Source organism: Pseudomonas sp. R25(2017) (assembly GCF_002112565.1).
GTDB lineage: Bacteria > Pseudomonadota > Gammaproteobacteria > Pseudomonadales > Pseudomonadaceae > Aquipseudomonas > Aquipseudomonas ekonensis.
In genome coordinates this window covers 327,775-344,625 of record NZ_NEHZ01000001.1, presented here as the reverse complement: position 1 = coordinate 344,625, position 16,851 = coordinate 327,775, and the positions used below count along the sequence as shown (strand labels likewise).

Genomic DNA, 16,851 nt, shown 5'->3' with positions numbered 1-16,851 from the left:
GAAGCGTCGGCAGTGATCGTCAGGCCAAGATGACAGAAGCTTCATCCCGCTCTGGATCAAATGCGTTTTAATCCCTGAACTTATCGCAGGTTTCCTGCTCTCATGCCGGTAGCCATTGGTCGTGGCGGCCTGATAAGCTCGCGGCTTTACTCGATTGCCCATTCGGCGCATGAACAAGGAAATAGCATGAAACAGCATCGGTTGGCGGCGGCGGTTGCCCTGGTTAGCCTGGTACTCGCAGGTTGCGATTCGCAGACCAGCGTGGAGCTGAAAACCCCGGCGCAAAAAGCTTCCTACGGCATCGGCCTGAACATGGGCAAGAGCCTTGCCCAGGAAGGCATGGATGACCTGGACTCCAAAGCGGTGGCCCAAGGCATCGAAGACGCCGTCGGCAAGAAAGAACAGAAGCTGAAAGACGAAGAACTGGTCGAAGCCTTCGCGGCGCTGCAGAAGCGTGCCGAAGAGCGCATGGCCAAGATGAGCGAAGAGTCGGCGGCCGCCGGCAAGAAATTCCTCGAAGAGAACGGCAAGAAGGCCGGCGTGGTCACCACCGCATCCGGTCTGCAGTACGAAGTGGTCAAGAAGGCCGACGGCCCGCAGCCTAAGCCGACCGACGTGGTGACCGTTCACTACACCGGCAAGCTGACCAACGGTACCGTGTTCGACAGCTCCGTGGAGCGCGGCAGCCCGATCGACCTGCCGGTCAGCGGCGTGATCCCGGGTTGGGTCGAAGGCCTGCAACTGATGCACGTCGGCGAGAAGTACAAGCTGTACATCCCGAGCGACCTGGCCTACGGCGCGCAGAGCCCGAGCCCGGCGATCCCGGCCAACTCGGTGCTGGTGTTCGACCTGGAACTGCTGGCCATCAAGGATCCGGCCAAAGAAGACGCCGCTGCCAAGTAAGCAGCGTCGGTTTCGCCCACAACGCCTCGCTCATGCGGGGCGTTGTTGCATCTGGACGGCGGCAAGCGTAAACAGAACGAACCCCTGCCGGTGCCGGCAGTCCCAGACATTGAGCCACCGGCAGTAACTGTCCTGGCTCGCCAAGTCAATGAAATATTGGGGTTTTTTAGGTGAGTAAAAAACGCCCGATCTGAGCGCAGCCCTTGTGAAACGGGGCTCTCAGCGTCGAAATGCAGCTCTGTTCACAAGGTTATCCACAATTTGTGTGGATAACATTTCAACGGGAAAAATCAGATGAAAACGCCGTGGAACTTCGCCCGATTCCTGCCCCTGGCCGGACGCCTGCTCGCCCGCGGGCGTTTGCCGACGTTGCTGTTCGCCGTGGCCAGCAAGGGTGCCGCCCAAGGCGACCGGCTGGGCAAGCTCAAGGATGACCTGCGCCTGCTTCAGGCGTTGTGCCTGGCGTGGTGGCGCGGCGAATACCGGGCGATCAGTCCCAAGGCGATCGTATCGGTGGTGGCCGGGCTGATGTACTTCCTCAGTCCTGTCGACGCCATCCCTGACTTCATTCCGGTGTTCGGCATGCTGGATGACATCGCCGTGCTCGCCTGGCTGATGAAGACCCTCGGTGACGAACTCGATGCGTTCCGCCGGTGGCGCAACCAACAGGCTCCGGAGAAGCTTCGTGTGGTCGAGCGCCTGCCCGATACCCCCGAGCAGCTTCAGCTTCAAGGCCCGAAAAAAAATTGATCGGCGACGGTCGCTCATTCAGATAGATGCCCCCCACGACCTTGGCCGCTGTTAGGATTACACTTCAAGGGAAAAGTGCTGACTCGCTAAGTGGTGTAGTCCTACGGGGTAGTCATGGATATTCAGATCATTACACGCGAAGGCGAGCCCGAGTATGCGGTTCTGCCATGGGCTCAGTATCAGGCTCTACTGAAAGCAGCAGGCATCAACGAAACACCGTCGCGGCCGGCACCGGCGCCGGTCGCGGCCACCCCGGACCCGATTCTTCCAGGTCTGGACCAATTACGCAGTTTGCGCGAAGGGAAGGGCATCGCCATCGAGGCGCTCGCCCGCACGGTAGGCATCAGCCCGTCTTACCTGGCCATGATCGAAAACGGCGAGCGTCAGCCCGACGCCGCGATTCGCCGCAGCCTGGCCTGGGAACTGACGGTGCCAGGGTGGAGGGAACAATCGTGAGCGTACGCATCAGCCGTCAACATTGGGACGGATTGCTGGGGGAGTTGGATCAGGCGCGCAGGCAGCGCCACCTTTTGACCTATCGGGCCTTGCTCGAACGACTGCAACTGCCCACGCCGGCCATGCAGACGCTGACTGCGGCACTGGAGCACCTCGCCGCCCTGGACGCCAAGGCCGAACAACCGTTGCGCAGTTCGCTGGTGATCAGCCAGGGCGCCAGCCGCCTGCCGCGCACCGGTTTCTTTGAATGCGTCGAGCGGCTGGGGCGTTTCTCCGGGCCGTCCGACGGCGTTGCCGCCGCTTCCTGGCACGCCTCCGAAGTGGTGCGGGTGTTCGAGTACGAATACCCCGAATCGGCGGAGGCCTGAGTGTTTCTCAAGTTCAAGGCGCACGCCGGTTACTGGCTGGCGCGCAGGTTGTTCCACTGGTCATGGTTCGTCCGCCAGCCCCGAGGCTGGCATTGGCTCGAAGGGCAGTTCGCCCGGATGGCGAACCTGGGCGATGTCGGCGCGCAGAGCTTCTACGGGCACATCCTGACGTTTCGCGGCGTGGGGCTGGGGGCGCGTGAAGAGGGCGTGCGGTTGCTGCGCCTGGCCGCATTGGCCGGTGACGGCAAGGCGGCCTACCAGGTCGGGGCCATCAGCCTGGCCGGCACGCCGTCCAAGGCGCCGGATCCGGCGGAGGCCGAGCGCTGGTGGGGGATCGCCGCCAAGGCCGGGCATCCGTTGGCGGAGGTCAAGCTCAAGGAACTGGCGGCGCGCGGACGATCCGAGTGACAGGCCTGTCTCAACGAATGAGCGGGGCGTGAGGGCAACCTCCCGCCCCGTTTTTTGCGCCTGTCGTTCGAGCCTGCCCGCACCCACAGGAGACGGTCTCAGCGTTGCCCCATCAGCAACGCCGGCCCTGCGTCAGGCACGGCCCCGCAGTCGATGACGTGCACGCTGTAGCCCGGCACATTCTTGGCGTGGTGCTTGGCCTGCGACGCCATTTCCGCGAGCTGGCTGGCGTCCAGTTGCCCGCACGCCTCGGGGTGCAGGTGCACCACGCCGATGGACAGCGACAGCAGCGGGAATTCCTGGCGCACCCCCTGACGGTTCGGTGCGGTGAAGCAGCCGGCGTCGAGGTGTTCGGGGCGGTAGAAGCGCCGGCACTGGCTCTGGAAGTCGTCGAGCAACTGGTTGAGGCGCTTGCGCCAGTCTTCAGGTCCCAGCACCAGCAGGAAGTCGTCGCCGCCGATGTGGCCGACGAAGTCGCGGGTGGGGTCGACGCGCTCGTTCAGGCATTGGGCCAGGCACAGCAGCACTTCGTCGCCCCGGCCGTAGCCGTAGATGTCATTGAAGGGCTTGAAGCTGTCGATGTCGACGTAACAGATGATCGACTCGCGGCCCTGCAGCAGCAGGCGGGTCAGGCACTGCTGGATCGGCACGTTGCCGGGCAGCAGGGTCAGGGGGTTGGCGTAGCGGGCCTGCTGGATCTTCAGCTCGGTGATCAGCTTGAGCACGTCGATCACCCGGCCCAGGCCCAGGTAGCTGCCGTTGAGGGTGATGATGAAATCCTCTTCGATGCGTTGCCGGGCGCGGCTGGTGATCAGGCGGCTGACCTGCTGCAGCGACTGGTTCATTTCCACGGCCAGGAAATCTTCGCTCATCAGGCGGCTGATCGGCTTGCGGGCGAACAGGTCGGTGGCGAACGGCTTGAGCAGCGCATCGGACAAGGAATGCCGGTGGACGATGCCGCAGGGCTGGTCCTGGGCGTCGAGCACCGCCAGCGAATTGAGGTTGGCCTGGCGGCGGAAGGCTTCCAGCACGTTGGCGGTCGGGGTGTCGCGGTTGACCGCCGGCTGGTCGTTGAGCAGGGCGCTGAGGTCGCTGCCTTCGTCGTTCAGGGCGACGGCGCTGCTGTCGTGCTTGGGCATCAGGGCCCGGGCGTCCCGGGGCGGATGTTCCTGGGGACGGCCCAGCAGGTAGCCCTGCACCAGGTCGATGCCCATCTCCGTGAGCACGGCGAGCTCTTCCGGCAGTTCGATGCCCTCGGCGATCACCTGGGCCCTGGAGGCCTTGGCGATCTGCAGGATCGAGCCGACGAACTCGCGCTTGAGCGCATCCTGATGGATGCCGTCGATGAAGTGGCGGTCGATCTTCACGTAGTCCGGACGCAGCTCGGACCAGAGCCGCAGGCTCGAATAGCCGGCGCCGAGGTCGTCCAGCGCAATCGAGAAGCCCATGGCCCGGTAGTGGTGCAGCGCCGTTTGCAGCAACTGGAAGTCGTCGGTCGGCGTCTGCTCGGTCAGTTCGATCACCACTTGGCTGGGCGGGATGCCGAAGTCCTGAAGCAGTTGCAGCGTGCGCCCCGGTTGGTGTGCGGCCTCAAGCAGCGACTCCGGCGAGACGTTGAGGAACAGCTTGCCCGGCAGCCGCTGTTCGTTGAAGCGCCGGCAAGCGCTTTGCCGGCAGGCGATCTCCAGTTCGCTCAGGCGGCCGGCCTGGCGGGCCACGGCGAACAGGGCGATGGGGGAGTGCAGCGGGCTGTTGGACGGGCCCCGGGTGAGGGCCTCGTAGCCGAGGATGCGCCGTTGCGAGAGGCAGATGATCGGCTGGAACAGGCTGTGCAAACCGCTTTGAGTCAGGATCGAGCTCAAGGCACTCAGCTGTTCGGTCGTGGTCATGGCATTCTCGGGCGATAAAAAAAGGACTGGGAGCGCTCTTGTTCAAGAGTCGCTCCCAGTCCTTTATTGCACGACAGAATGATGACTGTTTGATGACGATCCGGGGATCGTCACCATTAAATTGCCATCACCTTACTTCTTGGCGACCTGGTTGCTCAGCTTCAGGTAATCCAGCAGCACCCGCCCGGTCTCGCTCAGGTAGGCGTCGTCTTCCGGCTTGACCTTGTCCGGCTCGGCGGCGGCCAGGGCGTCGTCGTCTTCTTTCTTCAGTTCCTTGAGCGGTTCTTCGCCCTTGGCCTTGCGGCGGATGTTTTCCATCGCCAACTGCTTGGCGTCGATGTCGGCGTGCTGGGCGCGGCGGTCGGCTTCGTTGAGGCTGACGGTCTTCTCTTCCAGCAGCTTCTGCGCCAGGGCCAGCTTGTCGCGGATGAACACGAACTCCGCATCCTTGGCGGTGCGGGTGTCATGCTCGGACTTGAGCTGCGCCAGGAACGGCTTGAACGGATCCACCGCCGGCTTGATCGCCGCGCGGATGGTGTCCCACGGCATGGCTTCCGGCAGGGCGCTTTCGCCGATTTCCTTGGTGTCGATCAGCGACGGGTAGTCGATGTCCGGCAGTACGCCCTGGTGCTGGGTGCTCTGGCCGGAGACGCGGTAGAACTTGGCCAGGGTCAGTTTCAGCTCGCCGTGGTTCAGCGGCTGGATGGTCTGCACGGTGCCTTTGCCGAAGGTCTGGCCGCCGATGATCAGCGCACGGTGGTAGTCCTGCATGGCGCCGGCGAAGATCTCCGAGGCCGACGCGGACAGGCGGTTGACCAGCAGCGCCATCGGCCCTTTGTAGAAGGCGCCCGGGTTTTCGTCTTCGAGCACGTCGACACGGCCGTCGGCGTTGCGCACAAGCACGGTCGGGCCCTTGTCGATGAACAGGCTGGTCAGCTCGGTGGCTTCCTGCAGGGAGCCGCCGCCGTTGTTGCGCAGGTCGATGACCACGCCGTCGACTTTCTCTTTCTGCAGTTCGGTCAGCAGTTTCTTGACGTCGCGGGTGGTGCTCTTGTAGTCCGGGTCGCCGGCGCGGAATGCCTTGAAGTCGAGGTAGAAGGCCGGGATCTCGATCACGCCGAGCTTGTAGTCCTTGCCGTCCTGTTTCAGGCTGAGCACGGACTTCTTCACGGCCTGGTCTTCGAGCTTCACCGCTTCGCGGGTGATCGGCACGATCTTGCTGGTCTGGTCGTTAGGCGCATTGCTGGCCGGAATCACTTCCAGGCGCACCACGGTGCCTTTCGGGCCGCGGATCAGCTTGACCACTTCGTCCAGGCGCCAGCCGACCACGTCGACCATTTCCTTGTTGCCCTGGGCGACGCCGATGATCTTGTCCGCCGGGGCGACCTGCTTGGTCTTGTCGGCAGGGCCGGCCGGCACCAGGCGCACGACTTTCACCTGGTCGTTGTCGCTCTGCAGCACGGCGCCGATGCCCTCCAGGGACAGGCTCATGTTGATGTCGAAGTTTTCCGCGTTGTCCGGCGACAGGTAGTTGGTGTGCGGATCGTAAGACATCGCGAAGGTGTTGATGTACGCCTGGAAGATGTCTTCCGGGCGGGTCTGGTCCAGGCGCGCCAGCTGGTTCTTGTAGCGCTTGGTCAGGGTTTCCTGGATCTGCTTGGGCTCTTTGCCGGCGATCTTCATCCGCAGCACTTCGTCCTTGACGCGCTTGCGCCACAGGTCGTCGAGCTCGGCGGTGGATTTGAGCCAAGGCGCGTCCTTGCGGTCGATCAGCAAGGTTTCCTTGGTGGTGAAGTCCATCTTGTCGACGCCCTTGCCCAGTTCGCCGAGGGCGAAGTCCAGGCGCGCCTTCACGCGGTCCAGGTAGCGCTTGTAGATGGTGAACCCGGCGTTGAGGTCGCCGCTCTTGAGGAAGTCGTCGAACTGGGTCTTCCACTTGTCGAATTCGGCGATGTCGCTGGCCATGAAGTAGCTGCGCGACGGATCCAGCAGCTTGATGTAGCTGTCGTAGATGATCACCGAACGGGCGTCGTCCAGCGGCGGCTTGCTGTAGTGGTGGCGCTTGAGCAGTTCGACGACGTTCAGGCTGGCGATCACTTCGTCACGGTCGGGCTGCAGCTTGTCCCAGCTGTTGGCTGCGAATGAGCTGCCCGAGACCGGCAACAGACCGATACCGATGATGAGGGCGAGGGCGGAGCTGGGGAGCAGATGCTTCATGCTGATTCGACGCGGGGACAATTGATAACGCATATTAGGCCGTCTTTGAAGTCGCCGGTACCTCTGCGCTCTGCCCGAACACAATCGTTCAGTGTTCGTTCAGACCCAGGGCCGGTCGCATAATGCAAAAAGCCCGGCGCTACAGCTTCGGGCTCAGTCCAGACTCACTATGGAGGCAGTGTGAAGGCATTGCAAGGCGTTGACGGTCAAGTGGCATGGGTAGATGAGCCGAGTCCTGCGTGCGATGCGGGGCAAGTGCGCATCCGGGTGGCGGCGGCGGGGCTCAACCGCGCCGATCTGTTGCAGAAAGCCGGGCTCTATCCGCCGCCGCCGGGGGTGAGCCAGGCGCTCGGCCTTGAGTGTTCGGGGGTGATCAGCGAAGTCGGCGCGGGGTCGTCCTGGCAGGTCGGCGACCGGGTGTGCGCGCTGCTGGCCGGCGGCGGGATGGCCGAAGAAGTGGTCGTCGACGGGCGGCACGTGCTGGCGGTGCCGGAGGGCCTGTCGCTGGCCGAAGCCGCCGCGCTGCCCGAGGTCTACGCCACTGTCTGGCTGAACGTGTTCCGGCTGGCGGCGCTCAAGCCGGGCGAGAAGGTCTTGCTGCATGCCGGCGCCAGCGGCATCGGTTCGGCCGCCATCCAGCTGTGCAAGGCGTTCGGCAACCCGTGCTGGGTCAGCGTCGGCTCGGCCGAGCGCCTGGCCTACTGTGAAGCGCTGGGGGCCCAGGGCGGCGCGGTGCGCACCGATGACCTGGAGAGCCTGCGGGACTTCGGCCCGTTCGATGTGATCCTGGATCCGGTGGGCGGCCATTACTCGGCGCTGAACCTCAAGCTGCTGGCGCAGGATGGCCGCTGGGTGCTGATCGGCCTGATGGGCGGGCGCGAGGCGAAGCTGGATCTGGCCCAGGTGCTGAGCAAGCGCGTGCAGTTGCTGGGCTCGACCCTGCGCAGCCGCGACGACGGGTTCAAGGCCGATCTGTTCGCCGACCTGAACCAGCATGTCTGGCCGCTCTTCGCCGAAGGACGGTTGAGCCCGCAGTTGGCGAAGACGTTCGCGGCCAAGGACGCCGAAGCGGCGTTTGCGGAGCTGGCGAGCAACACGGTGGCGGGGAAGGTGGTGCTGCTGATCGACGAAAGCCTGGCCTGACGGCCCGCACATTCTGCGGGAGCGGCGGTGCGGACCGACGCTCCCGCAGGAGGCGGTCAGGTCCAGAGGTGGATCGGCCAGCCGGCCTGTTCGGCGTGTTCGCGCAGCACCGGATCCGGGTTCACGATGTGCGGGTAGTCCACCTTCAGCAGCAGCGGCAGGTCGTTGCGCGAGTCGGAATAGAAGCTTGCGCCCTCCAGGTTCTCTTCTTCGGCGTCCAGCCACTCCAGCAGACGGGTGATCTTGCCTTCGCGGTAGGTCAGGATGCCGGTGGTCTGGCCGCTGTACACGCCATGGGCGACCTCCAGCTCGATGCCGAGGATTTCGTCGATGCCCAGGCGTTCGGCGATCGGCTTTACCAGGTGCGTGCCCGAGGCCGAGATCACCAGGATCCGGTCGCCGGCCTTGCGGTGGGCGGCGATGGCCTTGGTCGCGTCGCTGAAGATGATCGGTTCGATGAAGTCTTCCACCCACGGTTCGACCAGGTGTTCCACCTCCGCCGGGGTGCGGCCGATCAGCGGCTCAAGGCTGAACGCCATGTAGTCCTCCATGCGCAGCTTGCCATGGCTGTAGGCGTCCATCAGTTCGTTGTTCCTGCGCATGAACGACTCGGGATCGACCCAGCCCAGCCGTCCCATCTGCTCGCTCCAGAGGGAGGCGCAGTCGCCGTGGATCAGGGTTTCGTCCAGATCAAAAATTGCCAGGGCCATCAGTGCGGTTCTCTCTTCAACGTCAGCAAAGTCATCAGGCTACCTCACGCAGGGCCGCCGGATCGATGGAAAGCTTGAGGCGGCGGCCGTCGGGGTGCAGATCCGCCGCCGAACGGTTGAGCACGTCCACCACCAGTTCCACGCCCCGGGCCTCGACCCGGTAGCGGATCACGTTGCCCAGCAGGCTGTGGCTGCGGATCTGCGCGTCGGGCTCGCCGTCCACGCGCAGTTCGATGGCTTCCGGGCGGATGGCGATGCGGTGGTGGACCGGGCGCTGCAGCAGCTTCGAGGCGCTGTCGGCGTCCAGCAGGTTGTAGTTGCCGATGAAGCCGGCGGCGAACACGTCCACCGGGGCGGTGTACAGGGTTTCGGCATCGCCGCTCTGTACGATCTTTCCCTGGTTCATCAGGAAAATCCGGTCGGACATGGTCAGCGCTTCTTCCTGGTCGTGGGTGACGAAGATCGTGGTCAGGCCGAGTTCGCGCTGGATCTGCCGGATCTGCTCGCGCAGGTGCTTGCGGATCCGCGCATCGAGGGCTGACAGCGGTTCGTCCAGCAACAGCAGGCGGGGCCGGGTGACCAGGGAGCGGGCGAGGGCCACGCGCTGGCACTGGCCGCCGGACAACTGATGGGGATAGCGGCCGGCGAAGTCATTGAGCTCCACCAGCTTCAGCGCTTCGGCCACGCGCTTGTGGCTGTCGTCGGCGTTGACCTTCTGCATGCGCAGGCCGAACGCCACGTTCTGCTCCACGGTCATGTTGGGGAACAGCGCGTAGCTCTGGAACACCATGCCGATCCCGCGCTTCTGCGGGCTCAGCGGCACGATGTCGACGCCGTCGAGCAGGATCTTGCCGCCGTCCACCGGCGTCAGGCCGGCGATGCAGCGCAGCAGGGTGGACTTGCCGCAGCCGGACGGGCCGAGCAAGGTGACGAACTCGCCCTTGTTGATTCCGCAGTTGATGTCGCTGAACACCGTGGTGCCCGCGTAGTGCTTCTGCAGATGTTGGACGCTGACATAGCTCATTGGCTTTTGTCCTTGTTCAAGATGTTGGCGACCCAGGTCAGGACCAGCACGAAAAAGAAGTAGGAGATCACCAGCGCACTGGTGAAGTGGCCGCTGCTGTTGCGCATGTTGTTCAGGTACACCTGCAGGGTTTCGTAGCGGGTGCCGACCAGGATGTTGGCGAACACGAACTCGCCGAACAGGAACGAGAACGACAGCAGCAACGCCACCATCAAGCCCTTGCGCAGGTTCGGCAGCACCACCAGGAACGCCGCCTGCCAGGTGCTGGCGCCGAGCAGTTGGGCGGCGTCCATCAGGTCGCGCAGGTTGATCGCCTGCAGGTTGTTGGTGATCGCCCGGTACATGAACGGCAGCGCCACGGTGAAGTAGCAGCCGATCAGGATCCACGGCGTGCCGACCATCGCCAGCGGCCCGGAGCCGTAGAGCTGCAGCAGCCCCACCGACGACACCACCGGCGGCACCGCGAAGGGCAGCAGGATCAGGATGTTCATCAGCGCGTCGAGCTTGGGGAAGTGGTAGTGCACCACGAACAGCAGCGGCAGGATCAGCACCACCGACAGCGCCAGCGCGCCCACGCACACCAGCAGCGACTGGCCGAAGGCGTGCAGGAAGCGCGGATCGCTCCACAGCTGGATGTACCACTTGAAGGTGAAGCCGCTGGGCAGCACGGTGGCCGACCAACTGCTGGCGATCGAGTAGACCAGCGTGCCCGCCAGCGGCAGCAGCAGAATGGCGAACAGCAGGCAGACCACGACGCGGTGGTAGAGGCCGGCCGGGCCGGATTCAGCGCGAGACATGGTAGCTCCTCTTGAGCAGCAGTTGATGCACGACGGTCACCAGGGTCATCAGGACGACCAGCACCACGGCCAGGGCGCTGGCCAGGTTCGGGTCGAGCGAGATGTCGCCGGAGACCATCGCCGCGATGCGGATCGGCAGCACGTTGAAGTTGCCGGTGGTCAGCGCGTAGACCGTGGCGTAGGCGCCCAGGGCGTTGGCCAGCAGGATCACGAAGGTGCCCAGCAGCGCCGGGGTCAGCACCGGCAGGCCGATGTGGCGCCAGAACTGCCAGCCGCTGGCGCCGAGCAGCGCGGCGGACTCGCGCCAGTCTTCGCGCAGCGCATCGAAGGCCGGATAGAGCAGCAGCACGCCGAGGGGGATCTGGAAGTAGGTGTAGAGGATGATCAGCCCGGTCTTGGAGTACAGGTTGAAGTCCTGGATGAGCCCGGCCTGCTTCAGCATGATCGTGAAGCTGCCGTTGAAGCCCAGCAGGATGATGAACGCGAAGGCCAGGGGCACGCCGGCGAAGTTGCTGGTCATGTTGGCGAAGGCGTTGACGAAGTTGCGCAGTTTGCTGTCGACCCGGCGCAGCGAGTACGCGCCCAGCACCGCAATGAGGATGCCGAACACGCTCGACCAGAAACTGATCTCCAGGCTGTACTGGATCGCCTGCAGGTAGAACTTGGAGCTGAAGATCCTGGTGAAGTTGGCCAGGCCCCAGCCGGACTCCTCCGATTGCAGGCTGTTGATCATCACCCAGGCCAGCGGTGCGATCTCGAACACCATGAAGAACAGGGCGAAAGGCACCAGGCACAGGGCGGCCAGCCATTTGCTGCGGGTCATCGGATTCACTTGAGCAGCTCCCGGCAGACGGGTTTGTCGTGGGGCACGCCGAGCAGTTCGCAGACGGTGCCGCACAGGTCGGTCTGCTTCGGCCGGGCGCCCGGATCCAGGCTGAAGGCGTCGCCCAGCACGAACAGCGGCACCCGGCGCTCCTCCGGCAGCAGGCCGTTGTGCGAGCGGTCGTTGTTCATGCCGTGGTCGGCGGTCACCAGCACCTGGTAGCCGGCGTCGAGCCAGCCTTGCAGGTAGTCGGCGAGGATGATGTCGGCGCTGCGGGCGCTGTTGCGGTACTGGGGCGAGTCGAGGCCGTGCTTGTGGCCGGCGTCGTCGATGTTCATCGGATGGATCAGCAGAAAGTTCGGGCGGTGGCGCAGGCGCAGGTGCTCGGCGTCGGCGAACAGGTGCGAGTCCGGGTAGTGGTCGTTCCAGTAGAAGTGGCCGTGCTGGATCGGCAGGGCCGGGTCGTCGGTGTGACGGTCGCGCGCCGCCACGAACGGTGAGCGGTTGTACAGCTCGCTGACCCAGTGGTAGGCCGCCGCAGCGGTGGTCAGGCCGGCGTCCCTGGCGTAGTGGTAGATGCTGCGCTGGTTGGACAGGCGCGAGACGTTGTTGTGGACGATGCCGCTGTCGATCGGCGGCACGCCGGTGAGGATGCATTCGTACAGCGGTCGGGACAGGGCCGGAAGCTCGCACTCCAGTTGATGGAGCGCGGCGCGTCCTGCGCCGACATAAGCTTGCAGATGCCCCATGGCGTGACGGGCGACCTCGTGGCTGAGGCCGTCGAGCACGACAAGGATGACGTTGTGCTTCATAGGGGCAGAAACTCCGCGAAACAATAAGAACGGGAAACTCGAAATCGACACGGATCCTGTGGGAGCGAGCAAGCCCGCTCCCACAGGGTTTTGTGCCAGACCCAGTAGGGATCTATCGGCTTACTTCATCTCGACGATGACTTCTTCGTTCCACTTCTGCGGCAGGGCCTTGGAGGTCTTCTCCCACGCATCGGCGTCCTTGATCGGGGTGACCTTCTTGTACTGCTCGTTCGGCAGCAGCTTGGCCTTCACGTCTTCCGGCAGGGTCAGGTGCTCGGCGCGGATCGGACGGGCGTTGCCGCGGGCCAGGTTGATCTGGCCGGCGTCGCTGAAGATGTATTCGCGGGTCAGCTTGGCCGCGTTCGGGTTCTTCGCGTACTTGTTGATGATGGTGGTGTAGCCGGAGATCACCGAGCCGTCGGACGGGATCAGCACCACGAAGTCATCCGGGTTGGCCATCTTGGCCTTGTAGCTCAGGCCGTTGAAGTCCCAGACCACGCCGACTTCCACTTCACCCTTCTCGATGGTGGAGATGGTCGGGTTGGACATCGACAGGCGACCCTGCTTGGCGATGTCGGCGAACAGCAGCAGCGCCGGCTGCAGGTTCTTCTCGTCGCCGCCGTTGGCCAGCGCGGCGGCCAGCACGCCGTTGGCGGCTTGCGCGGCGGTGCTCACGTCACCGATGGAGACCTTGTACTTGCCGCCCTTGAGGTCGGCCCATTTGGTCGGCACTTCGGAGCCGTGCAGCAGCTTCTTGTTGACGATGAAGGCGATGGTGCCGGTGTAGGCCAGCGCCCAGTTGCCGTCCTTGTCCTTGGCCCAGGCAGGCACCTGCTCCCAGGTGCTCGGCTTGTACGGCTGCACCACGCCTTGCTTGACCGCGATCGGGCCGAAGGCCGCGCCGACGTCGCCGATGTCGGCGGTGGCGTTGTCTTTCTCGGCGGCGAACTTGGCGATTTCCTGGGCCGAGCTCATGTCGGTGTCGACGTGCTTGAGGCCGTAGTTCTTGGCCAGGTCTTCCCAGGTGCCTTTCCAGTTGGCCCAGTCGTCGGGCATGCCCACGCTGTTGACGGCGCCTTCCGCTTTCGCAGCGGCTTCCAGGGTTTTCAGGTCGTCGGCCGCCATGGCGGCGGTGCACATTGCAATGGTCGAGCCTAACAGTGATGCCAGGAAAAACTGTTTCATTCCGAAGCTCCTTGGGTCGTGTTCAACGCTGCGATTGCGGTGTGTGTTGGTCTAGGTCAGCAATACCTGAGCCAATCTAAGGGGGCTGGATGACACTTTGATGTCGGCGACTGTCCGGCGGCGCTTTTTTCTGCGGGCCGTCGCAGGCTGCCCGGTAAGCGTAGACCATGGCCGGAGCCCGGTCCGTAAAGGACTTGGCCGATGTATTGCAGGCTGTGAGCGTGACCGTCGGGCGGTTTTGTCATCTCCCGGTCATCTGCGCTGCCTAGGCTTTGTGTTCAGTGATGAGCCGGTTTTGCAGCGCGGTTCTGCCCCGAAACAGTGCTGGTCTAGTCCAGATAGGTAACGTTGATGCGCGATGAGGCAACAAAAGCGGTGACAGCCATTTGCCTGATCCTTCAGGAGCAGATGAACCACGGCCTGCTGGCGCCCGGCAGCAAGCTGCCGGCCGAGCGCAAGCTCAGCGAGCTGTTCGGCACCACCCGGATCACGGTGCGCGAGGCGTTGCTGCAGCTGGAGGCCCAAGGGCAGATCTACCGCGAGGAGCGCCGTGGCTGGTTCGTGTCACCGCCGCGCCTGGCGTACAACCTGATGCAGCGCAGCCACTTTCACGCGATGGTCAGCGCCCAGGGGCGGGTGCCGTCGACCGAGGTGATTTCGGCGCGGCTGCAGCCGGCGTCGGCGGCGGTGTGCGCCTGGCTGCAGTTGCCGGCGCTGTCGAGCGTGATCCAGATCTGCCGGTCGCGGCGCATCGACGGGCGGCTGGTGCTGTATGTGGAGCACTACCTGAACCCGCAGTATTTCCCGGGCATCCTGGACTGCGACCTGAACCAGTCGATCACCGAGCTGTACGCGCGCAACTACGACCTGCACTACGGCCGGGTGCGGTTCGAGATCGTGCCGACCTCGCTGTCGGTGGATGCCGCGGCGGCGCTGCGGGTGTCGGTGGGCAGTCCGGGCTTGCGGATCGCCCGGGTCAACTACGATCAGCACGAGCGGCTGATCGACTGCGACCTGGAGTTCTGGCGGCATGACGCGATCCATGTCGGCGTCGACGTGTTCTGAGCTGTTGGCTGGCCGTGACTGGATCGGTGCGCCTGCCGACGTCATCGACAGCAGGCTGGCTCCCACAGGGATTCGGGGGGAGTGCGGGGAGTGAGCCTGCTTGCGATGACGGTCACTCCGGTTTCGGCTCTCCACCGCCGGCCGTCACCACCTGCACGCTCATGCGCGGCGTCGCCAGGTCCAGCCCGGCTTCGTCCAGGTGGCGCTTGAGCGACAGGTTGAACGCCCGCGAAACCTCCCACTGCTTGATCGGCGCGGTCTTGAAGCGCGCCCGCAGGATCGCGTTGCCGGACTCGAAACTCTCCACTCCCTGAAACTCCAGCGGCGACCAGATGTTGCGGCGCTGCAGGGGATCGGTGCGCATCTTCTGGCCGACCTCGCGCATCAGCTTCATCGCCTCGTCGATGTCCATGTTGTACGGCACCGCGACCCGGAAGATCGCGTAGCCGAACTCACGGGAGTAGTTCTTGATGCTCTTGATTTCGCTGAACGGGATGGTGTGCACGATGCCGTCGATGTCCCGCAGGCGCACGGTGCGGATGGTCAGCCCTTCGACGGTGCCCAGGTGGCCGCCGACGTCCACGTAGTCGTCGATGGCCAGCGAATCTTCGATGATGATGAACAGCCCGGTGATCAGGTCCGCCACCAGCGACTGCGCACCGAAGCCGATGGCCAGGCCGATCACGCCCGCACCGGCCAGCAGCGGCGTGACGTTCATGCCCATGTTGGCCAGGGCGACGATCAGGGCCACGATGAAGATCGCCACGAACAGCACGTTGCGGATCAGCGGCATCATCGTCTGCGCCCGGGTGTTGGCCAGGCCCTTGCGCGAGCGGGTGAGGGCGTGGTGCACGGCGGTGTCGCTGAGGATCCAGATCAGCCAGGCGAAGATCAGGGTGCCGATCAGGCTGAACAGCTTGACGCTGACGTCGTGGCCTTCGCCTTCGGTGAAGCCGATCAGCGACTTGCCCCACACCCGCAGGCCCAGCTCGATGAACGCCAGCCATACCGCCAGGTGGGCGAGGGTGTAGAAAAAGGCTTTGAGGCGTTCGGAATAGAACGCGTGGCGCTTCGGCCCGCGCTGCGGCTTGAGCGCATGGCGACGCACCAGACCGTTGATGACCATGCACAGCACCAGCAGCACGGTGCAGATCAGCGACTGGCGCAACGCGGTGCTGGTGTCGCCGGCGGAAATGAACGTGGCGAACAGCGAAATGCCGACCAGCACCAGCGCCGGGACGTACCAGAACGTGCCCAGGATCTCGATGGTGTCGCTGAGGGCGCGGCGGGTCAGGCGGCGGGACAGCGGCTGGTTGCGGATCAGATGGGCGATGGGCCGCCGGAAGCGCAGGATGAACAGCGCGGTGAACAGGGCGGCGAGTACGTTGGCGACCGTGGCGGCGGTGTGCGCCAGGTGCACGCCGAGGCTGGCGATCAGGCGCGGATCGTTCAGGGCCTCGCCGAACGCGGCGAAGCTGCCGATCAGCCACAGCGGGCGGAACGCCTGGTGCCGCAGGATGTACAGCGCGCGGTGGCGGTGCGGCCCGTCGAGCAGGGAAAAGGCGATCACGCAGATCGCCGAGAAACAGGTGCCCACCACCAAGGCATAGGCCAGCACCATCGCCAGGCTCTTGCCCAGCGACGACGGCAGGGCGTAACTCATGTAGACGGTCATCACCAGCGCGATCATCCATGGCCCGAGCTTGCGCAGGGCGAAGCGCAGCATGTCGAGGGCCTTGGGGTGTTGCGGCAGTTCCTCGGTGAGGCCGAAGCGCAGGCGCACCCGGTGCCCGAGCCAGATCAGCGCGGCGGCGAGCAGGCTCCAGACCGCGAGGATCACGGCGAAGGCGAAGACGATCGGCACCCACTCGCTGGCGGGCACCATCAGGGCGGCCAGTTCGTCCTGGGCCTGGTCGAATTCGGCGAGCCAGCGGCTGAGCGGGCTGTCGGCGCCGGAAAACTGCTTTTCGAAGTTGGCCAGGGTGCCGCCGATCAGGCCCAGCACGCCTTCTTCCGGGGTGGCCTGGGCCTTTTGGGTGGCGTCGCGCAGTTTCTTCAGATCCGCCAGCAGGCGGGCGCGCTGCTGATCGTTCTCCAGCGACTTGATGACCTCGTCCAGCGACTGGCCCAGCGGTTCCTGGGCTTCGGGCTGGGCCTTGTTCGCGCCGTTGAGGATGCCCGGCAGGCCGACCGCCTCGGCCGGCGCCAGCGGCATCAGGGAAATCAGGCAGACGAGAAACAGGCAGGGCAGGGTGAAGAGACGGGCGAACACGGGGCAGTCAACCTCGCAAGGGGCGGATC

General features: G+C 64.6%; 16 protein-coding genes. 7 read left to right on the top strand and 9 right to left on the bottom strand.

Going from position 1 to position 16,851, the window contains the following annotated elements; all coding sequences use genetic code 11:
- Positions 1-186: 186 nt before the first annotated feature.
- The 5 genes from CAG31_RS01440 (at position 187) to CAG31_RS01420 (ending at position 2,885) form a co-directional block, all read left to right on the top strand.
- Positions 187-903, top strand: coding sequence for an FKBP-type peptidyl-prolyl cis-trans isomerase (locus CAG31_RS01440; RefSeq protein ID WP_085577694.1), 717 nt, complete (start codon positions 187-189; stop codon positions 901-903).
- Between the two features lie 294 nt (positions 904-1,197).
- Complete coding sequence (locus CAG31_RS01435; protein WP_085577693.1) at positions 1,198-1,653, top strand: YkvA family protein; 456 nt, start codon at positions 1,198-1,200, stop codon at positions 1,651-1,653.
- 114 nt (positions 1,654-1,767) lie between these two features.
- Positions 1,768-2,109, top strand: coding sequence for a helix-turn-helix domain-containing protein (locus tag CAG31_RS01430; RefSeq protein WP_085577692.1), 342 nt, complete (start codon positions 1,768-1,770; stop codon positions 2,107-2,109).
- Complete coding sequence (locus tag CAG31_RS01425) at positions 2,106-2,477, top strand: hypothetical protein (protein WP_003223109.1); 372 nt, start codon at positions 2,106-2,108, stop codon at positions 2,475-2,477. The genes CAG31_RS01430 and CAG31_RS01425 overlap by 4 nt, the downstream gene beginning before the upstream one ends.
- A complete protein-coding gene (locus tag CAG31_RS01420; RefSeq protein WP_085577691.1) occupies positions 2,478-2,885 on the top strand; it encodes a sel1 repeat family protein in 408 nt (135 codons plus the stop codon). It begins immediately after the preceding gene.
- A 98-nt stretch (positions 2,886-2,983) separates the two neighbouring features.
- Here CAG31_RS01420 and CAG31_RS01415 read toward each other — a convergent pair whose 3' ends face one another.
- Positions 2,984-4,774 (bottom strand): bifunctional diguanylate cyclase/phosphodiesterase, encoded by a 1,791-nt coding sequence (locus CAG31_RS01415; RefSeq protein WP_085577690.1) that lies wholly within the window; start codon positions 4,772-4,774, stop codon positions 2,984-2,986.
- Between the two features lie 132 nt (positions 4,775-4,906).
- Positions 4,907-6,991 (bottom strand): carboxy terminal-processing peptidase, encoded by a 2,085-nt coding sequence (locus tag CAG31_RS01410; protein ID WP_170929972.1) that lies wholly within the window; start codon positions 6,989-6,991, stop codon positions 4,907-4,909.
- A gap of 180 nt (positions 6,992-7,171) precedes the next feature.
- On the opposite strand from CAG31_RS01410, the gene CAG31_RS01405 reads away from it, so the two are divergent.
- Positions 7,172-8,134 (top strand): zinc-binding dehydrogenase, encoded by a 963-nt coding sequence (locus CAG31_RS01405; protein ID WP_085577688.1) that lies wholly within the window; start codon positions 7,172-7,174, stop codon positions 8,132-8,134.
- 56 nt (positions 8,135-8,190) lie between these two features.
- On the opposite strand, the gene CAG31_RS01400 is transcribed toward CAG31_RS01405, so the two are convergent.
- The 6 genes from CAG31_RS01400 to CAG31_RS01375 form a co-directional block, all read right to left on the bottom strand.
- Positions 8,191-8,844, bottom strand: a complete 654-nt coding sequence (locus tag CAG31_RS01400; protein WP_085577687.1) for an HAD family phosphatase — start codon at positions 8,842-8,844, stop codon at positions 8,191-8,193.
- Positions 8,845-8,878: 34 nt separating this feature from the next.
- Positions 8,879-9,868: an ABC transporter ATP-binding protein gene (locus CAG31_RS01395; RefSeq protein ID WP_085577686.1), complete on the bottom strand. Its 990-nt coding sequence runs from the start codon at positions 9,866-9,868 to the stop codon at positions 8,879-8,881.
- Positions 9,865-10,665: an ABC transporter permease gene (locus CAG31_RS01390; protein ID WP_085577685.1), complete on the bottom strand. Its 801-nt coding sequence runs from the start codon at positions 10,663-10,665 to the stop codon at positions 9,865-9,867. The genes CAG31_RS01395 and CAG31_RS01390 overlap by 4 nt, the downstream gene beginning before the upstream one ends.
- Entirely contained in the window at positions 10,652-11,488 is an 837-nt protein-coding gene (locus CAG31_RS01385; protein WP_170929971.1) for an ABC transporter permease subunit, read from the bottom strand. The genes CAG31_RS01390 and CAG31_RS01385 overlap by 14 nt, the downstream gene beginning before the upstream one ends.
- 5 nt (positions 11,489-11,493) lie before the next feature.
- Positions 11,494-12,300: an alkaline phosphatase family protein gene (locus CAG31_RS01380; protein WP_085577683.1), complete on the bottom strand. Its 807-nt coding sequence runs from the start codon at positions 12,298-12,300 to the stop codon at positions 11,494-11,496.
- Between the two features lie 120 nt (positions 12,301-12,420).
- Positions 12,421-13,485, bottom strand: coding sequence for an ABC transporter substrate-binding protein (locus CAG31_RS01375; protein ID WP_085577682.1), 1,065 nt, complete (start codon positions 13,483-13,485; stop codon positions 12,421-12,423).
- A gap of 351 nt (positions 13,486-13,836) precedes the next feature.
- On the opposite strand from CAG31_RS01375, the gene CAG31_RS01370 reads away from it, so the two are divergent.
- Positions 13,837-14,550 (top strand): UTRA domain-containing protein, encoded by a 714-nt coding sequence (locus tag CAG31_RS01370; RefSeq protein ID WP_085577681.1) that lies wholly within the window; start codon positions 13,837-13,839, stop codon positions 14,548-14,550.
- Positions 14,551-14,662: 112 nt separating this feature from the next.
- Here the strand turns inward: CAG31_RS01370 and CAG31_RS01365 are convergent, their stop codons facing one another.
- On the bottom strand, positions 14,663-16,822 hold the full coding sequence (locus CAG31_RS01365; RefSeq protein WP_085577680.1) for a mechanosensitive ion channel family protein: 2,160 nt from the start codon (positions 16,820-16,822) through the stop codon (positions 14,663-14,665).
- Positions 16,823-16,851: the final 29 nt, after the last annotated feature.

Coding starts and splice junctions, on each gene's coding strand:
- CAG31_RS01375 (WP_085577682.1), bottom strand. CDS start 13,485: ATGAAACAGTTTTTCCTGGCATCACTGTTAGGCTCGACCATTGCAATG.
- CAG31_RS01385 (WP_170929971.1), bottom strand. CDS start 11,488: ATGACCCGCAGCAAATGGCTGGCCGCCCTGTGCCTGGTGCCTTTCGCC.
- CAG31_RS01370 (WP_085577681.1), top strand. CDS start 13,837: ATGCGCGATGAGGCAACAAAAGCGGTGACAGCCATTTGCCTGATCCTT.
- CAG31_RS01395 (WP_085577686.1), bottom strand. CDS start 9,868: ATGAGCTATGTCAGCGTCCAACATCTGCAGAAGCACTACGCGGGCACC.
- CAG31_RS01435 (WP_085577693.1), top strand. CDS start 1,198: ATGAAAACGCCGTGGAACTTCGCCCGATTCCTGCCCCTGGCCGGACGC.
- CAG31_RS01430 (WP_085577692.1), top strand. CDS start 1,768: ATGGATATTCAGATCATTACACGCGAAGGCGAGCCCGAGTATGCGGTT.
- CAG31_RS01440 (WP_085577694.1), top strand. CDS start 187: ATGAAACAGCATCGGTTGGCGGCGGCGGTTGCCCTGGTTAGCCTGGTA.
- CAG31_RS01415 (WP_085577690.1), bottom strand. CDS start 4,774: ATGACCACGACCGAACAGCTGAGTGCCTTGAGCTCGATCCTGACTCAA.
- CAG31_RS01410 (WP_170929972.1), bottom strand. CDS start 6,991: ATGAAGCATCTGCTCCCCAGCTCCGCCCTCGCCCTCATCATCGGTATC.
- CAG31_RS01390 (WP_085577685.1), bottom strand. CDS start 10,665: ATGTCTCGCGCTGAATCCGGCCCGGCCGGCCTCTACCACCGCGTCGTG.
- CAG31_RS01380 (WP_085577683.1), bottom strand. CDS start 12,300: ATGAAGCACAACGTCATCCTTGTCGTGCTCGACGGCCTCAGCCACGAG.
- CAG31_RS01400 (WP_085577687.1), bottom strand. CDS start 8,844: ATGGCCCTGGCAATTTTTGATCTGGACGAAACCCTGATCCACGGCGAC.